This window comes from Aurantibacter aestuarii, assembly GCF_003008425.1.
Classification (GTDB): domain Bacteria; phylum Bacteroidota; class Bacteroidia; order Flavobacteriales; family Flavobacteriaceae; genus Aurantibacter; species Aurantibacter aestuarii.
Map to the genome: position 1 here is coordinate 676678 of NZ_PXOQ01000009.1, position 16661 is coordinate 693338.

At 32.2% G+C, this 16661-nt stretch carries 16 protein-coding genes and 1 other RNA gene; 6 read left to right on the top strand and 11 right to left on the bottom strand.

Annotated features, from left to right (window positions below; genetic code table 11):
• Positions 1-5: 5 nt before the first annotated feature.
• The 3 genes from C7H52_RS09725 to C7H52_RS09735 all read right to left on the bottom strand — a co-directional run bounded on the left by C7H52_RS09725 (position 6) and on the right by C7H52_RS09735 (position 3170).
• Positions 6-956, bottom strand: a complete 951-nt coding sequence (locus C7H52_RS09725; RefSeq protein WP_106463705.1) for a DUF6252 family protein — start codon at positions 954-956, stop codon at positions 6-8.
• A gap of 29 nt (positions 957-985) precedes the next feature.
• A complete protein-coding gene (locus tag C7H52_RS09730; protein ID WP_106463706.1) occupies positions 986-2278 on the bottom strand; it encodes an MFS transporter in 1293 nt (430 codons plus the stop codon).
• A 61-nt stretch (positions 2279-2339) separates the two neighbouring features.
• A complete protein-coding gene (locus tag C7H52_RS09735) occupies positions 2340-3170 on the bottom strand; it encodes a M48 family metallopeptidase (RefSeq protein WP_106463707.1) in 831 nt (276 codons plus the stop codon).
• A 149-nt stretch (positions 3171-3319) separates the two neighbouring features.
• Here C7H52_RS09735 and msrB (C7H52_RS09740) point away from each other — a divergent pair, with 149 nt between their 5' ends.
• The 3 genes from msrB (C7H52_RS09740) (at position 3320) to lpdA (ending at position 5885) form a co-directional block, all read left to right on the top strand.
• Positions 3320-3802, top strand: a complete 483-nt coding sequence (msrB, locus tag C7H52_RS09740) for a peptide-methionine (R)-S-oxide reductase MsrB (RefSeq protein WP_106463708.1) — start codon at positions 3320-3322, stop codon at positions 3800-3802.
• A 4-nt stretch (positions 3803-3806) separates the two neighbouring features.
• Positions 3807-4199 (top strand): peptide-methionine (R)-S-oxide reductase MsrB, encoded by a 393-nt coding sequence (msrB, locus tag C7H52_RS09745; protein ID WP_106463709.1) that lies wholly within the window; start codon positions 3807-3809, stop codon positions 4197-4199.
• A 309-nt stretch (positions 4200-4508) separates the two neighbouring features.
• A complete protein-coding gene (lpdA, locus tag C7H52_RS09750; RefSeq protein ID WP_106463710.1) occupies positions 4509-5885 on the top strand; it encodes a dihydrolipoyl dehydrogenase in 1377 nt (458 codons plus the stop codon).
• Positions 5886-5976: 91 nt separating this feature from the next.
• On the opposite strand, the gene aroQ is transcribed toward lpdA, so the two are convergent.
• The 4 genes from aroQ to C7H52_RS09770 form a co-directional block, all read right to left on the bottom strand.
• Positions 5977-6399 carry a type II 3-dehydroquinate dehydratase gene (gene aroQ, locus C7H52_RS09755; RefSeq protein ID WP_106463711.1) on the bottom strand — a complete coding sequence of 141 codons (423 nt, stop codon included), beginning with the start codon at positions 6397-6399 and terminating at the stop codon, positions 5977-5979.
• A gap of 79 nt (positions 6400-6478) precedes the next feature.
• Positions 6479-7147 (bottom strand): porin family protein, encoded by a 669-nt coding sequence (locus tag C7H52_RS09760; protein ID WP_106463712.1) that lies wholly within the window; start codon positions 7145-7147, stop codon positions 6479-6481.
• A 125-nt stretch (positions 7148-7272) separates the two neighbouring features.
• Positions 7273-7959: a porin family protein gene (locus C7H52_RS09765; protein ID WP_106463713.1), complete on the bottom strand. Its 687-nt coding sequence runs from the start codon at positions 7957-7959 to the stop codon at positions 7273-7275.
• Between the two features lie 103 nt (positions 7960-8062).
• The gene (locus C7H52_RS09770; RefSeq protein WP_106463714.1) at positions 8063-8719 is read right to left on the bottom strand and encodes a porin family protein; all 657 of its coding nucleotides are present in this window, start codon (positions 8717-8719) and stop codon (positions 8063-8065) included.
• Positions 8720-8913: 194 nt separating this feature from the next.
• On the opposite strand from C7H52_RS09770, the gene xerD reads away from it, so the two are divergent.
• The gene (xerD, locus tag C7H52_RS09775) at positions 8914-9810 is read left to right on the top strand and encodes a site-specific tyrosine recombinase XerD (RefSeq protein WP_106463715.1); all 897 of its coding nucleotides are present in this window, start codon (positions 8914-8916) and stop codon (positions 9808-9810) included.
• Between the two features lie 112 nt (positions 9811-9922).
• Here the strand turns inward: xerD and rny are convergent, their stop codons facing one another.
• The 4 genes from rny to C7H52_RS09795 form a co-directional block, all read right to left on the bottom strand.
• Positions 9923-11497, bottom strand: coding sequence for a ribonuclease Y (rny, locus tag C7H52_RS09780; RefSeq protein WP_106463716.1), 1575 nt, complete (start codon positions 11495-11497; stop codon positions 9923-9925).
• Between the two features lie 50 nt (positions 11498-11547).
• Positions 11548-11676, bottom strand: a non-coding RNA gene (gene ssrS, locus C7H52_RS09785) — 6S RNA.
• Positions 11677-11727: 51 nt separating this feature from the next.
• Positions 11728-12021 (bottom strand): cell division protein ZapA, encoded by a 294-nt coding sequence (locus tag C7H52_RS09790; RefSeq protein ID WP_106463717.1) that lies wholly within the window; start codon positions 12019-12021, stop codon positions 11728-11730.
• A gap of 14 nt (positions 12022-12035) precedes the next feature.
• Positions 12036-12326: a hypothetical protein gene (locus tag C7H52_RS09795; protein ID WP_106463718.1), complete on the bottom strand. Its 291-nt coding sequence runs from the start codon at positions 12324-12326 to the stop codon at positions 12036-12038.
• 180 nt (positions 12327-12506) lie between these two features.
• Between C7H52_RS09795 and C7H52_RS09800 the strand changes: the two genes are divergently transcribed.
• Both C7H52_RS09800 and C7H52_RS09805 read left to right on the top strand, forming a co-directional pair.
• Entirely contained in the window at positions 12507-14186 is a 1680-nt protein-coding gene (locus C7H52_RS09800) for a M23 family metallopeptidase (RefSeq protein ID WP_317045569.1), read from the top strand.
• 11 nt (positions 14187-14197) lie between these two features.
• Positions 14198-16660, top strand: coding sequence for a TonB-dependent receptor (locus C7H52_RS09805; protein WP_106463720.1), 2463 nt, complete (start codon positions 14198-14200; stop codon positions 16658-16660).
• The last annotated feature ends 1 nt before the right edge of the window (position 16661 follow it).

Below are 16661 nucleotides of genomic sequence, written 5' to 3' on the forward strand. Positions count from 1 at the left end.
AAGCTTTAATAAGTAACAGAAAAAGCACCTTCGGTAACATCTATGTTAACCGATCCAGGAACTTGAGGGAATTCTTCTGCTATAAATGAAAAAGTTCCGCTAATTGTGTTGTTAGTTGTATCGTGTGAAATTATTGTAAATGTTCCATTTGCATTATAAACTTCGGAAGGATCATCTCCAACGTATTGACCTGTATTAGTAAAATTACCAAAACCGTCAAAAGAATATGTACCAGGTGCAATATCACCATCAATTGATAATGATAACGATTCGCCATTATTCTTAAATCCATTAATAGTAAGTATTTGTTGACCTGAAAAATTAGACAAAATAGCATTTGCAGCATCTTCTACAAATTCTACACCATCTAATTTTGCAAAAAATGTATTTGAATTATTAGAACTTCCTACACCATCCTGAAATAAAACATCTGTAAATATACCATTTGTAAAGGCTTTTGTTTGAGCAGTACCTGTAGAATAATTATTTCCAGTAAATTCAAATGAGCCTGACATTTTATTATTTACTTCATCAATAGATGTGATTGTAACTTGTCCTTGAGATTGGACGCCATCTGTTACTGAAACCCAAGTGCCAAATCCTTGATTATTTGGTTCTACATAAGAACCACCACTTAAAGTTAAGCCATTTTGAACTCCTAAGTCATATGTACCAGTGGTAGTACCCTGTATGGTTAAAGTTACTAGTTCACCGTTTGCACCTCTTAAACCTGAAATATTTATTACTTCATCAGTTCTTGTAGCGGAAATTTGGTCTGCTACAAAAGTTTGAGAATCAAAATCTACTTGGAAAATTCCAGTTTGAGTATTATTTATATTTCCATTGTTTTGAGAATTTGGGTTAGATAAGTCAAATCCCTCTAATGGCTCATTGTCACAAGAGTTAAATGCAAAAACCGTAAGGATAGTAAATAGGTAAAAACAGTATTTCTTCATTTCTAAAATGGTTTATTTTAACAAACATACTAATTTTTTGGCACTCTAAACAACATAATAATACCAACTATAAAAAAAACAACTAAAAACAGTATGGCATTTCGCATACTTCCTGTAATTTGGTCTATAGTTCCATATATAAGCATTCCTATAACTATCCCTATTTTCTCTGCAACATCGTAAAAGCTAAAATAAGACGTTGTATCTTTTGTTTCTGGTAAAAATTTAGAATAGGTAGAACGTGCTAAAGATTGAATACCACCCATAACAAGTCCTACAAGTCCTGCTGCAATGTAGAATTGGAGAGGCGTAATCATGAAGTAAGCATATACACATAAACACATCCAAATGGCATTAACAGCAATTAGTGTTTTTATATTTCCAAACTTACTAGATGCTCTTGAAGTTAATACCGCTCCTACAATCGCGATAAGTTGAATGATTAGAATGCTCCCGATTAATCCAGTCGTTTTAGCCTCATCTGTTCCCCAAGCAATTTCTTCTTCTCCAAAATAAACAGCTACCAACATAATCGTTTGAACCGCCATACTAAACACAAAAAACGCAGACAAGTAGCGTTTTAGTTTTAAATTTTGCTGAAGCTCTTTCCACACGAGTTTTAATTCATTAAAACCATTAAACAAAACCTGTTTAGTTATTTTTTTTCCTTTTGAAGTGCCTTTAGGTAAAATTTTGAATGAATACTGACTAAACCCAATCCACCAGATTCCAACCATAACAAAAGAATATTTCATCATGCTTATTTTTTCTCCATCCGGTGCAGTCATTACCATAATTAGGTTTATAATAAGAAGTAAAACACTACCAATGTAGCCTAAACTAAAACCTTTTGCACTAATACGATCCTGCTGTTCTGGAAACGCTATGTCTGGTAAATAAGAATTATAAAACACCAAACTTCCCCAATAGCCTATAAGCCCCATAAAATAGAATAATAGGCTATAGTAAATTTCATGAGATTCTATACCAAAAAAATACAACCCTATACATCCCAAACCTCCTACATAACAAAAGAATTTCATAAAATTTTTTTTGTTACCAACATAGTCGGCTATTCCGGATAATATTGGAGATGTTATTGCAACCACTAAAAAGGTAAATGCTGTCACAAAGGTGATGAGTGCTGTGTTTTTAAATTCAAATCCAAAAACAGAAACAACTTTAATACGATCTAAAAATAAGGCCGAATAAAATATGGGGAATATAGAAGAAGCTATAGTTAAAGTATACACTGAATTAGCCCAATCGTAAAATGCCCAAGCATTTAATAATTTCTTATCTCCTTTTTGAAGTGTTTGCATAAAAAAAGCTGCACATTAATTAGTTCAGCTTCGAAAATAACTAATTTATTTTATATCTGTATTAATATTTTCCAATTGGTCTAAATTGAGTCACACCAAATTTTTTAGCTTCAGCTTTTGCATTTGGAGCTAATTGTTTTAAATTATTTATTCTTGTTTGATTAGATGGGTGTGTACTTAAAAACTCTGGTGGGGCTTGTCCTCCGCTAGCTTGTCCCATTCTTACCCAAAGTTGAGCTGCTTCATCTGGATTGTATCCTGCAATAGCCATTAAATATAACCCAATACGGTCAGCTTCTGTTTCATGACTTCTACTAAAAGGTAACATGACGCCAACTTGAGAACCAACACCATAAGCTTGATTAAATAATGCAGCTTTTTGCTCGTCTTGTATTAGTACATTTCCTGCTACTGCTCCCAATTGTTGCACCATTCCAGCACTCATACGTTGCTGACCATGATTTGCTAAAGCGTGAGCAACCTCATGCCCCATAATTGCAGCAATTGCTGTTTCATTTTGAGCAACTGGTAAAATCCCCGTGTAAAACACTATTTTTCCACCTGGCATACACCATGCATTAACAGCATCATCTTGTACTAAATTGTATTCCCACTTATAATCATTTAAATATCCGGGTTGACCATTTGCAGTTAACCATCGTTCTGCAGCAATAGCAATACGTTGCCCTACTCGAGTAATCATTTCTGCTTCGGTAGTATTATTAACAACTCTATTTTCTCCAAGAAACTGGTTGTACTGAGCGAATGATGTTGGAAAAAGTTGTGAATTTGGTACTAATGCTAAAGTTTTCTTTCCAGTAAAAGGGTTTTCTGAACAACTGAAAAAAACAGCTAGCATTACAAGTGTTAAGGTTAGTTTATTTAATTTCATAATATTTAATTTTTTATAAATGTAGAAAATAAAGTCTAGTCTATAATTAAGGTTTACATTAATTTAACGACTTATACTATTGTAGGTTAATATTGTCTTAATTTATAACGGCAACCTATTTATTATATTAATTTTAAAATAAAAATTTTATGAAACCTATTCTATTAATAACTATTTTCCTATTTGCCTTTAGCTGTAAAAGTGAAGCACAACAAACTAAAAATGAAAACTCAACTACATTTGAAGTTACTAAAACCAGTGAAGAGTGGAAAGCTGAGTTAAGTCCTGAAGAGTATAATGTTTTAAGACAAGCTGGTACAGAGCGTCCTTTTTCTAGTCCTTTAAATGAAGAAAAACGAAAAGGTACATTTGTCTGTGCTGCCTGCAAAACTCCTTTATTTAAAAGCGAACATAAATTTGATTCTGGAACAGGATGGCCAAGTTTTGACAGAGCGATTGAAGGAAATGTAGCTTACTCTACCGATAAAAAAATTGGATATACTAGAGTTGAAGAACATTGTGCTACTTGTGGTGGGCATTTAGGCCACGTGTTTGATGACGGTCCTACCAAAACTACAGGTAAAAGACATTGTATAAATGGTGTTGCTTTAGATTTTGTTCCAGAAAAATAAAACCATGAAAGATTATAATATAAAAAAAACAGATGCAGAGTGGCGTGAGCAATTAAGCAATGAGCAGTACCGCGTTTTAAGACAACAAGGTACAGAGATGCCACATACTGGAAAATATAATTTGCATTTTGAGGATGGAACTTACAAATGTGCGGGTTGTAACGAAGCTCTTTTTGAGAGCTCAAGCAAGTTTGAGTCGTCTTGTGGATGGCCTAGTTTTGACGAAGCTATAAAGGGTAAAGTCGAGCATATTTTAGATAAATCTCATGGAATGATTCGAACAGAAATTGTATGCGCCAATTGTGGCGGACATTTAGGTCATGTGTTTAATGACGGACCTACCGAAACAGGCACACGTTTTTGTGTAAACTCGGCCAGTATTGAATTTAAAAAGTAATATTTAGTTGTTTGTTGTTGACTTTTAGCTCTTAGCTATTGGTTGTTGGTTGTTGGTTGTTGGCTAAAAAATAATACCTTGTAAATATTAACTACTGTTAACCGATAACTGATTACTGACAACTGATAACTGCGTGAGTGATGACGCATTGTTGGAGCTCTTTTGCTGTGATGGCGCCTAAGCCACAGCAAAAAGCGACTGCGGAAAGCACGACCTTTAGGGCACGCCATAAAAAAACAGTATTTCCACTCTATATTTTAAGCATTCTTTCGTAAATTCGTAGCTTGTTAAATACGAAATACATATATAATGAGTAAATACGATGTTATAGTTCTTGGAAGTGGTCCTGGTGGTTATGTTACTGCTATTCGTGCTTCGCAATTAGGATTAAAAACCGCTGTTATAGAAAAAGAAAGTCTTGGTGGTGTTTGTTTAAATTGGGGTTGTATTCCTACAAAAGCCTTATTAAAATCGGCTCAGGTTTTTGAATATTTAAAACATGCTAACGATTATGGATTAGTGGTTAAGGAATATGACAAAAATTTTGACGCTGTTGTAAACAGAAGTCGTAACGTAGCTGAAGGCATGAGTAAAGGTGTTCAGTTTTTAATGAAAAAAAATAAAATTGACGTTATTAATGGTTTTGGAAAGGTTAAGCCTGGAAAAAAAGTAGACGTTGATGGTAAAGAATATAGTGCAGACCATATCATTATTGCTACTGGTGCGCGTTCTAGAGAGTTACCTAGTTTACCTCAAGATGGCGAAAAAGTAATTGGTTACAGACAAGCTATGACTTTAAAGAAACAACCTAAGAAAATGATTGTGGTTGGCTCTGGTGCTATTGGAGTAGAGTTTGCTTATTTCTACAATGCTATGGGAACTGAAGTGACTGTAGTGGAATATTTAGATCGTATTGTTCCTGTTGAAGATGTTGACGTTTCTAAACAAATGGAAAAATCGTTTAAGAAAAGTGGTATAAACGTGATGACTTCTGCCGAAGTAACTAAAGTGGACACTTCTGGTTCTGGAGTTAAAGCGACGGTTAAAACTAAAAAAGGTGAAGAAGTTTTAGAAGCTGATTTGGTTTTAAGTGCTGTTGGTATTAAAACAAATATTGAAGGTATTGGTTTAGAAGATGTTGGTATTGCAGTGGACAGAGACAAAATTCTAGTAAACAACTATTATCAAACTAACATTCCTGGTTATTATGCTATTGGAGATGTTACTCCTGGACAAGCTTTGGCTCATGTAGCTTCTGCTGAAGGTATTTTATGTGTTGAAAAAATTGCTGGACATAACGTTGAAGCTTTAGACTATGGAAACATTCCTGGTTGTACTTATGCTTCTCCAGAAATTGCAAGTGTTGGTTTAACAGAGCAACAAGCAAAAGATAAAGGTTACGAGATTAAAGTTGGTAAATTTCCATTTTCAGCATCTGGTAAAGCAAGTGCTGCAGGTACCAAAGATGGTTTTGTAAAAGTTATTTTTGATGCCAAATATGGTGAATGGTTAGGTTGCCACATGATTGGTGCTGGCGTGACAGATATGATTGCTGAAGCTGTTTTAGGTCGTAAACTTGAAACTACAGGTCATGAAGTACTTAAAGCTGTACATCCGCATCCAACTATGAGTGAAGCGGTTATGGAAGCTGTAGCAGATGCTTATGATGAAGTGATTCATTTGTAGAATTAATCAATAATTTTATAAAAAATGCGGTTTAGATAACTAAACCGCATTTTTTATATAAATTATTTAAAAATTACTTTTTTTTTAAGCTTTAAGATGTAATAAAACTATGTAAAGCCAATTCATAACTTTGTAAACCAAAACCCAAAATAACTCCTTTAGCATTTGGAGAAATGTAGGATTGATGTCTAAATGCTTCTCTGGAAAACGTGTTAGATATATGTACTTCTACAACAGGTGTACTAATTGCCTTTATGGCATCTCCAATTCCAATTGATGTGTGCGTATAGGCAGCAGCATTAAGAATAATACCATCGTAGGAGAAACCAACATTTTGTATTTTATCTATTAATTCTCCTTCAATGTTAGATTGAAAATGTTCTAACTCAATATTAGTAAACTCCCCTTTTAATTTCTGAAATACCTCTTCAAAAGTGTCATGACCATATATTTCTGGCTCACGCTTGCCTAATAAATTAATATTAGGTCCGTTTATTATAATAATTTTTTTCATGTGTATTAGCTTGAAGTAAAAGTACAAAACTTTAAACATAAAAAAACCCGAAACGAATGTTTCGGGTTTTTAAATTGTATTAAAAATTAAACCCTAGAGAGAATTGAAATACTCTATTTCTAAATTCTATTTCACTTGCATCTTCATTTAATTCTTCTCCTTTATAAATATTGGATAATCCTAAATTATATCGGATTGAAAAATTCACTTTTTCAGTTACTTTAAATCCAAGACCAAATACAGCTCCAAAATCTATGGTTTTAAAATTGTCAATTACACTATCCTCCCCTTTAATAGTAAATTGTTCATCTTCATTTTCAAACTCTGCTCTAGCAGTAATTAAAAACCCAACCTGAGGACCAACTTCTATACTAAATCTATCAGCTAAATAGTATTTTGCTAGTACAGGAACGTTAATATAATTTAATCTTAAAATAATGTCAGACTTGGCAAATGTTGGGAATCCGTTAATATTGGTCTGTATAAATGTATTTTCTCTTGCACCTTGTGAAGAAAATAATAGTTCCGGTTGAAAAGAAAATTTTGATGACACAGGAAATTCCGCAAAAAAACCAAGATGAAATGATATTCTTGAAGTAACATCAGAATCACCTTCTCCTGCGATAGTAGCAACATTTAATCCACCTTTAAGACCTCCAAGTACTGATAAAGGAGCTGAAGTCTCCTTTTGAGCATTAATAAGATATGGAAAACACATCAATACAACTAGAAAAGTTATTTTTTTCATTTGTTTTAAATTTTAAAATAGTTGATTTCTTAATTTTGGTGCGAAAATAATAATTAAAAGGTTAGGTCATAAAAAAACCCGAAACAAAAGTTTCGGGTTTTTAAATATCTATTGAACTTTTCTAATTAGAAAGAGTATCCTACTGAAAATTGTAAAACATTATTTTTTACGTCAAACGCTTCTCCGTCCTCATCATCTTCTGCAATAGAAGTTAAACCTAAATTATAGCGTAAACCAAAGTTTAAACCCATATTTAATTTGAAATTAGCGCCAAAGCCCAATCCAAAATCAATCCCTTTAAATTCATTCTTTACAGTTGCTTTTGCTGATTCCGTATCTGTAATAGTCTCTCCGTCAAAAGTTACAGTTTCTCGATAATCATATTCCAAATCTGCTGATAATAAAAAGCCTACTTGAGGCCCTGCTTCTAAACTAAAACCATCTACAACATAAAACTTAGCTAGAACAGGTAAATTCAAATAGTTTAATTTTAATATTGTCTCTTCTTCTATAGAAAATGATCCTCCTTCAAAAGTTCCAGATTCTTTTTCAGTAGATTCTGTTCCTTGTTGAGAAAAAATCAATTCTGGTTGAATTGAAAATTTATCTGATATCATTATCTCTGCAACACCACCAATGTGAAACCCTAATTTTGAAGAACTTTCAGCTATATCTTCACCAGATAAATCTGCTAAATTTAAGCCTGCTTTAATTCCAAAACTAACATTTGTCGTTGAGTTTGAAACATCATCTTGAGCATTTACAATTAGTAAACTAAATAATAAGGATAGGTTTAATATTATTTTTTTCATTTTTTTATAATTATATATTTTTTGCGAAAATAATGATTAAAAGGTTAGCTCATAAAAAAACCCGAAACTTTCGTTTCGGGTTCTTTATATTTTAATTTTCTAATTAGAAAGAGTATCCTACTGAAAATTGGAATACATTGTTTTGAGCTTTGAAATCACCTGAATCTTCATAGATATTAGATAAACCTAAGTTGTAACGTACCGCAAAGTTTAATCCACCGTCTAATTTGTAACCAGCACCAACACCAACAGCAAAATCAATTCCTTTAAAAGAATCTTTCACATCTACCTCTTCAGAAAAAGATTCAGTTTCAGTACTTCCTCCAAAAGTAACACTTTCAGTTCCTTCACTTTCAACATTAGCTCCAATTAAAAAACCTACTTGTGGTCCAGCCTCTAAACTAAATCCTTCAGTAACATAAAACTTAGCCATAACTGGTAAGTTAATGTAATCTAATTTTAATTTATCTTCGTACTCACCATCAAATACTACTCCATTAGACTCAAAAGACTCTTTGTATTCTTCTTGAGTTCCTTGAGAAGAATATACTAACTCTGGTTGAACTGAAAATTTATCAGAAACCATAAATTCAGCATAACCACCAACATGGAAAGAAATTCTAGAAGAAGCATCTTCAACATCTCCACCAATAGTAGCAACATTTAATCCAGCTTTAGCACCGAAAGTCATTCCTGAGTCTTGAGCGTTTGCTGTAATTGCCATTAAAGCCACAGCTGCACTTAATAATAATTTTTTCATTTGTTTTAAATTTTAATTGTTGATTTATAATGCAAACATAAAAATTATTTCTTTTCAAAATCCTATTTTTTATCAAAAAAACATCAAAATATTAAAATAAACTACATAATGTTCTGTTTTTAAGCAACTTAAATGTAATTAATATCAAATTATTAACGTTTTAATAAAATTGAAATTGTTTAAATTTACCAGCTATGACATGGACTAACTTACTTAAAGATTATTTATCATACCTAAAAATTGAGCGTGGATTATCACAAAATACCATAGACAGTTATCAATTAGACCTAAAGAAACTAATTCTATACTTAGAAACTAACCATATTACAACAAGTCCTTTATATATTACAAAAGACGAATTAACTCAATTTATTTATAGTATTTCTAAAGAATTAAATGCAAGAAGTCAGTCTAGAGTAATTTCTGGTTTAAAAGGGTTTTTTAATTTTTTAGTGTTTGAAGACTACAGAGCAGACAATCCTATTGAAACTTTAGAATCTCCTAAAGTTGGAAGGAAATTACCTGACACCTTATCTGAAGTTGAGATTAATCAACTTATTGAAGCTATAGATTTAAGTAAACAAGAAGGTGAACGAAACCGAGCCATTTTAGAAACTTTATATGGATGTGGCTTACGTGTAAGCGAATTAATTAATTTAAAACTTTCGGATTTATTTTTTAAAGAGGGCTTTATAAGAGTTACAGGTAAGGGTGATAAACAACGTTTTGTACCTATTATTGACCATACTATAAAATATATAGAGTTTTATAAAACCTACACCAGAAACCATTTAAAAATTCATGAAGACTATACTGATGTATTATTTCTTAATAGAAGAGGTAAGAAACTAACCCGAGCTATGATTTTTACCATTATTAAACAATTGGCTACAAAAATAAGCTTAGATAAAACCATTTCTCCACATACTTTTAGACACTCATTTGCCACACACCTTCTAGAAAATGGCGCCGATTTAAGAGCTATACAACAAATGCTGGGACATGAAAGTATTACAACAACAGAAATATACATGCACATGGACCGAACACATTTACACGAAGCTATAAATAGTTTCCATCCGCGTAGATAGTAACTAGTAAAACTAAAAAACCTCAAATTGAATTTCAATTTGAGGTTTTTACTATAAATTTATTGACTGCAAACTGCCTACTAAAGACAGCTTACTGGAGACTGCTTACTGATTATTTAGCAATATTAACAGCTCTGGTTTCTCGTATTACAGTTACTTTAACTTGTCCTGGATAAGTCATATCTGTTTGAATTTTTTGAGAAATTTCGAAAGATAAATCCGATGCATTTTGGTCGGTTACCTTTTCGCTTTCTACTATAACTCGTAATTCACGACCTGCCTGAATAGCATATGCTTTTTTAACACCATTAAATCCAAATGCGATTGCTTCCAAATCTTTTAAACGTTGTATGTAAGAGTCTAAAACCTGACGTCTTGCTCCTGGTCTTGCTCCAGATATAGCATCACACACTTGAATAACTGGAGATAGTAATGATGTCATTTCAATTTCATCGTGGTGAGCACCAATAGCATTACAAACTTCTTCTTTTTCTCCAAATTTCTCTGCCCACTGCATACCTAAAATAGCGTGAGGAGTTTCCATATCCGCCTCAGCATCTGGTACTTTACCAATATCGTGCAGTAAACCAGCTCTCTTAGCTAATTTTGGGTTTAAACCTAACTCTGCAGCCATTACACCACATAATTTAGCAACTTCTCTAGAGTGTTGTAATAGATTTTGACCATAAGAAGAACGATACTTCATACGACCAACCATTTTTATTAATTCAGGATGTAATCCATGAATTCCTAAATCTATAACAGTACGTTTACCAACCTCAATAATCTCTTGTTCTATTTGCTTTTGAGTTTTATTTACTATTTCCTCAATACGTGCAGGGTGAATTCTTCCGTCGGTAACTAATTTATGTAAGGACAAACGAGCTACTTCACGTCTTACCGAGTCAAAACACGATAGAATAATAGCTTCTGGTGTATCATCAACAATAATCTCCACACCTGTCGCAGCTTCTAAAGCACGTATATTTCGTCCTTCACGACCAATAATTCGTCCTTTAACATCATCACTTTCAATATTAAATACTGAAACACAATTGTCTACTGCTTCTTCTGTACCAATACGTTGAATGGTGTTTATAATTATTTTCTTAGCATCTTGTTGCGCCGTTAATTTAGCTTCTTCTGCTTTATCACGTACATATGCCATAGCATCACTCTTAGCTTCATTACGAAGTGACTCTACCAATTGAGCTTTGGCTTCTTCTGCAGATAAGGATGAAATAACCTCTAATTGCTCTACTTGGCTCTTATGCAAGCGATCTACTTCTTCCTGTTTACGCTCTAAATGAGCTAATTTATCTTCGTATGATTGTAATTTAGCTTCTAAATCACTATTTAATTTTGCATTTCTTGACAGCTCACTTGAAACCTGAGATTCTTTATCTCTGGTTCTCTTTTCAGATTCTGCCATTTTTTTGTCTTTAGCAGAAATAACTTTTTCATGCTCAGACTTTAACTCTATAAATTTCTCTTTTGCTTGAAGAATTTTGTCTTTTTTTATTGACTCTCCTTCAGATTTTGCTTCTTTTAAAATAGCACTTGCAGATTTTTTAGCATTTTTAATAAGCTTCGAAGCATTATTTTTCTCAAGTACTTTTGCTATAATGAAACCAATAATAACGCCTAAAAAGACGCCAATAATTGAAAATAAAATTGTGTTATCCATGATTAAAATTTATATATAAAAAAAGCCTACACTAATTTTATGTTTTGTATAAACTCCTTAAAACAAGTTTAGGGCTAACTAATTGATCAAGGATCTGTCCTAAATACCAGAATAAACTGGCACTAACAGCTTGCTTTTACAATTAAAACTCACCCTTTTTAAGAGCATTAACGTTGAGTTTATCAAAAAAAATAATTAATGTAGGCAGTAACCTTATTATGTAATGAACGTTATAAATCTAAATGCTTGTCTAAACTTTCATTTAAAGCTTGAAGTTTGTCAATTACTTCAACATTTACATTTACTTTATTTATGCTATGTTGTTCAACCTGGTTGGCAAATTGTAAGGCGCACATGGCTAATACATCTTGTTTATCCTGGACTGAATAACTTTTCTCAAACTGTGTAATCATGGCATCAATTTGTTTGGCAGCTTTACGCAAGCCTTCTTCTTGATTTGGATGTATCGTTAAAGGATAAACTCTATTTGCGATAGATAATTTTATTTTTAACGATTCTGCCATAATTATGCTTTTATTTATTCTGAAAGTTGACTAATACAATAATCTATTTCCCGAATTAAAGCGTTTATTTTGAGTTTTGTTTCTCTTTTATTATCGTCACTGCCAAGCATAGCATTTGCAACTTTTAAAGTTTCAAACTGTTGTTTCCAGTGTAAAACTTCATCTTGCGTGTGGGTTAAATTAGACTGAAATTCTTGCAAATTTTGCTTTAGCAATTGATTTTCTTGTTTTAAAATGCTATGCTTTTTAAAAAGCTTAAGCATTTTATTTTCAAGAAGATTCAATTGGTCTTCAATCTGTCCCATTTACAACTATACTTATCACACAAAGTTATAAGAACTAAGTTAAATTAACAATTGTTTTATTATATATTTTATTTAATTTTTGAAATTGCTTTGTTTTCAATACTTTGGTATATCTATTGTAAATAAATTGAGTGTTCATTCTATTCCCAAATATTTAATGATTTGATTTTTATGAGATATATGCCCCTATTTTTTTGTCTTTTTTTTATCAGCTTAAACGCACAAGATATATATCCTAAAGACTATTTTAAAAACCCGCTTGACATAGATATTGTACTTTCTGGTTCATTTGGAGAATTACGCTCCAATCATTTTCACTCTGGTTTGGATATTAAAACACAAGGTCGTGAGGGTTTAAACATCTATTCTAGTGCAGATGGTTATGTAAGCCGCATTAAATTATCTCATTATGGTTACGGAAAAGCTATTTACATTACGCATCCTAATGGCTACACAACCGTTTATGGTCATTTAAAAGATTTTTCTGGTGAAATTGAAACTTACATTAAAAATAAACAATACGAAAAGGAAACTTATGAGATTGAATTATTTCCTACACCAACAGAACTTGTTTTAAAACAAGGAGACTTAATTGCATTATCTGGAAACACAGGTGGTTCTGGTGGTCCACATTTGCATTTTGAAATTAGAGATAACGAAGAGCGCATAATAAATCCAATGCTGTTTGGTTTAACAGTAAAAGACAGTAAATCTCCGGAAATTGATGGGTTTTACGCCTATCCCTTAAATGACACTTCTCATGTAAACGGTTTTAATTCTAAGCAAAAAATAAGACTTACGAAACTTAAAACAGGAAGCTATAAAGCTGCAAATATAACCGCATACGGACAAATAGGTTTTGGTATAGAAAGTACAGACCAACACGATTTAGCTTATAATAATAATGGTGTTTTTAAAATTGAAACCACTTATAATGGAGTCCCTAATTATAAAATAAATTTTGAACGCTTTTCTTTTGACGAATCAAAACATATTAATCAATATATAGACTTTGAGCATTACTATGATAAAAAGAAGCGCATTCAAAAACTATATAAAGATTTAAATAATCCCTTAAGCCTCTACAAGTCTACCCTAAAAGATGGTATTATTAATGTAACCGAAAATAATGCTCATATTTATAAGGTGAACGTAAGCGATTATGATGGTAATAGTTCTGAAATAAGCTTGAATATTACACCCGAGAAATCAACTAATATTATAAAAGAAGAAATATCAAAAACAAACAAGTTTATTAAGCGTGATGAAATTACAGAGTTAAAAGCTAACCACATCTCGGTAACTATTCCAAAATATACATTTTACAAAGACGTAACTCTAGATTTTAAAGTTAGTGGTGATACGGTTTCTATAACACCAAAAAACAAAGCGTTAACTAATTACATTACTGTTTCTTTTGATATTTCAAACTATAAAGATAAAGATGTCGATGGTTTATATATTGCAGAACTTGTAGGCTGGAATAAATTTCCAAGTTATTCCTCAACCAAACGTATTGGCGATATTATTTATACTAAAACAAAAACTTTAGGAAGTTATACTGTTGCTTTTGATAAGGATAAACCAAGTATAACACCTTTAAATTTTAGTGATGGAAAATGGATAAGCAACCATAAAACGCTAGAATTAAAAATAAATGATGCTACCACTGGCGTTGGCAATTATAGAGCGACCGTAAATGGTAAGTTTATTTTAATGGAGTATGACTATAAAACCAAAAAATTAGTTCATTTTTTTGATGATAATAAAGTTACAGACACTGAAAATAAATTAAAATTAATCGTTACAGATAATGTAGGAAATAGCAGTACATTTGAAGCAACATTTTTTAGAAAATAAAATTTAGCTTTTTGAAAACAATCTATTTTTTTACAAGTTTTTGCCTTTTATTAGTTGCTAATGTGACTTTAGCTCAAAATGCGAGTATAAAAGGTGTGATTTTAGATGAATTTAACCAACCTATAGAAGGTGTTAATATTTCGTCTAACGGAAATGGCACACAATCTAACGAAAATGGTTTTTACAAGCTAGATGTTGCTGCTAACGAAACCTTTAACATCACCTTTTCACATATATCTCATAAAAACGTTTCTGCTAACTTTCTTTTAGAACCAGGAGAACAATTTGAGTTTAACCCGGTAATGAAAGTAGACATCGAGCAAATTTCTACTGTTACCATTAACGGGAAAAAGCGTAAAGATGTTGAAGGAATAGTAACCATTGCTCCTGCTCTACTTCGTAAAATCCCTGGCGCTAATGCAGGTGTAGAAAATATTTTAATGACGCTACCTGGCGTTAATTCAAATAATGAATTAAGTACACAATATTCTGTTAGAGGTGGAAATTTTGATGAAAACTTAGTGTATGTTAATGGTATTGAAGTATACAGACCTTTTTTAATACGTTCGGGACAACAGGAAGGTTTTAGTTTTGTAAATAGTGATTTGGTTAGCAATGTTGAATTTTCAGCAGGTGGATTTCAGGCAAAATATGGCGATAAATTATCTTCTGTTTTAGACATCACTTATAAAAAACCTGTTGCTTTTGAAGCGACTGTAGATTTAAGTTTATTAGGCGCAAATACAAGTGTTGCTACTGCAAGTAAAAATGGGAAGTTTACAAGTATCACTGGCTTACGTTACAGAGACAATAGTCTTTTTGTTGAAGCTAAACAAACCGAAACCAATTACAGACCGGTTTTTGTAGATGGACAAACCTATTTAACTTATCAATTTAATTCAAAATTTGAATTGAGCTTTTTAGGTAATGCTTCATTAAATAAATACGATTACGAACCAGAATCCAGACAAACCAATTTTGGAACTCTTGACAATCCGCTAGCCTTAATTGTGGATTACGAAGGTCAGGAAAAAGACCGCTACCAAACCTTATTTGGAGCATTACAAGGAAGCTATAATGTAAATGATGACTTAAATTTAAAATTAATCGCCTCAACATATCATACTTCAGAGGAAGAATACTTTGACATTTTAGCAAGGTATGCTTTAGGTGAAGTAAACAGTAATATTGGAGATGAAGATTTAGGTGAGGTCGAATTTAGCGTAGGTTTAGGCTCTCAGCTAAATCATGGTCGTAACGATTTAGACGCATTAATTTCTACTATCGAACAAAAAGGAACATACACTATCGATGAAAATGAATTTAAATGGTCTGTAAAATTCACCAATGAAGATATAAGAGACCGACTTGTAGAATATGAAATCATCGATTCCGTTGGTTTTTCAATAAATCCGCCAAGTTCCGGAGGGTTTAACGACCAACCTTACTCGCCAGATAACGCCCCAATAGTAGCCTTTCAAAATGTAAGAGCAAGAAATAATACCATAATTAACAGACTGCAAAGTTATTTACAATGGAGTAAACGTTCTTTTATTGGTGAGCATGAGGTTTGGTATAATGCAGGAGTTAGAGTACATAATTGGAGTGTAAATGATGAATTATCTAATAGCGTTACACAAACCGTTTTTAGTCCAAGAGCACAGTTTGCAATTAAACCAGATTGGAAAAAAGACATGCTATTTCGTATAGGGACCGGACTGTATTATCAACCTCCATTTTATAGAGAATTACGTGCTCAAAATGGTGTGGTAAATCCTAATGTAAAAGCTCAAAAATCGTTTCATATTGTTATAGGAAATGATTACAGTTTTAATTTATGGGATAGACCATTTAAATTAACTAGTGAAGCTTATTATAAAGGAATAACCGATGTAAATCCATATTCTGTTGAAAATGTACGAATCCGTTATAATGCAACAAACGACACTGAAGCGTATGCTTATGGACTAGATTTAAGATTAAATGGAGAATTTGTTCCAGGTACAGAAAGTTGGTTTAGTTTAGGATATTTAAAGACCGAAGAAAATCGTAATAACAGAGGTTTTATAGCAAGACCAACCGACCAACGTTTTAAATTTGCGGCGCTATTTCAGGATTATGTTCCAAGCTTACCAAATTTTAAAATGTATTTAAATTTGGTTTATAATTCTGGTTTACCAGGTGGATCACCAAGTTATGCCGATGCCTACGAGTATCAAAACCGACTACCAAGTTACAAACGTGCCGATGTAGGATTGTTATTTGTCGTGGTTGACGAAAACAAACAATTTGATAGCGGTTGGAGAAAACCTTTTAAAAACTTAAATTTTGGATTTGAGATTTTTAATATTTTTAATAATCAAAATTCAATTACCAATACTTGGGTTAGAGATGTGTACAGTAAGCGTCAGTTTGCCATACCTAATTTTTTAAGTCCGCGTGTGTTTAATGTTAAAGTCACTATGAGTTTTTAAA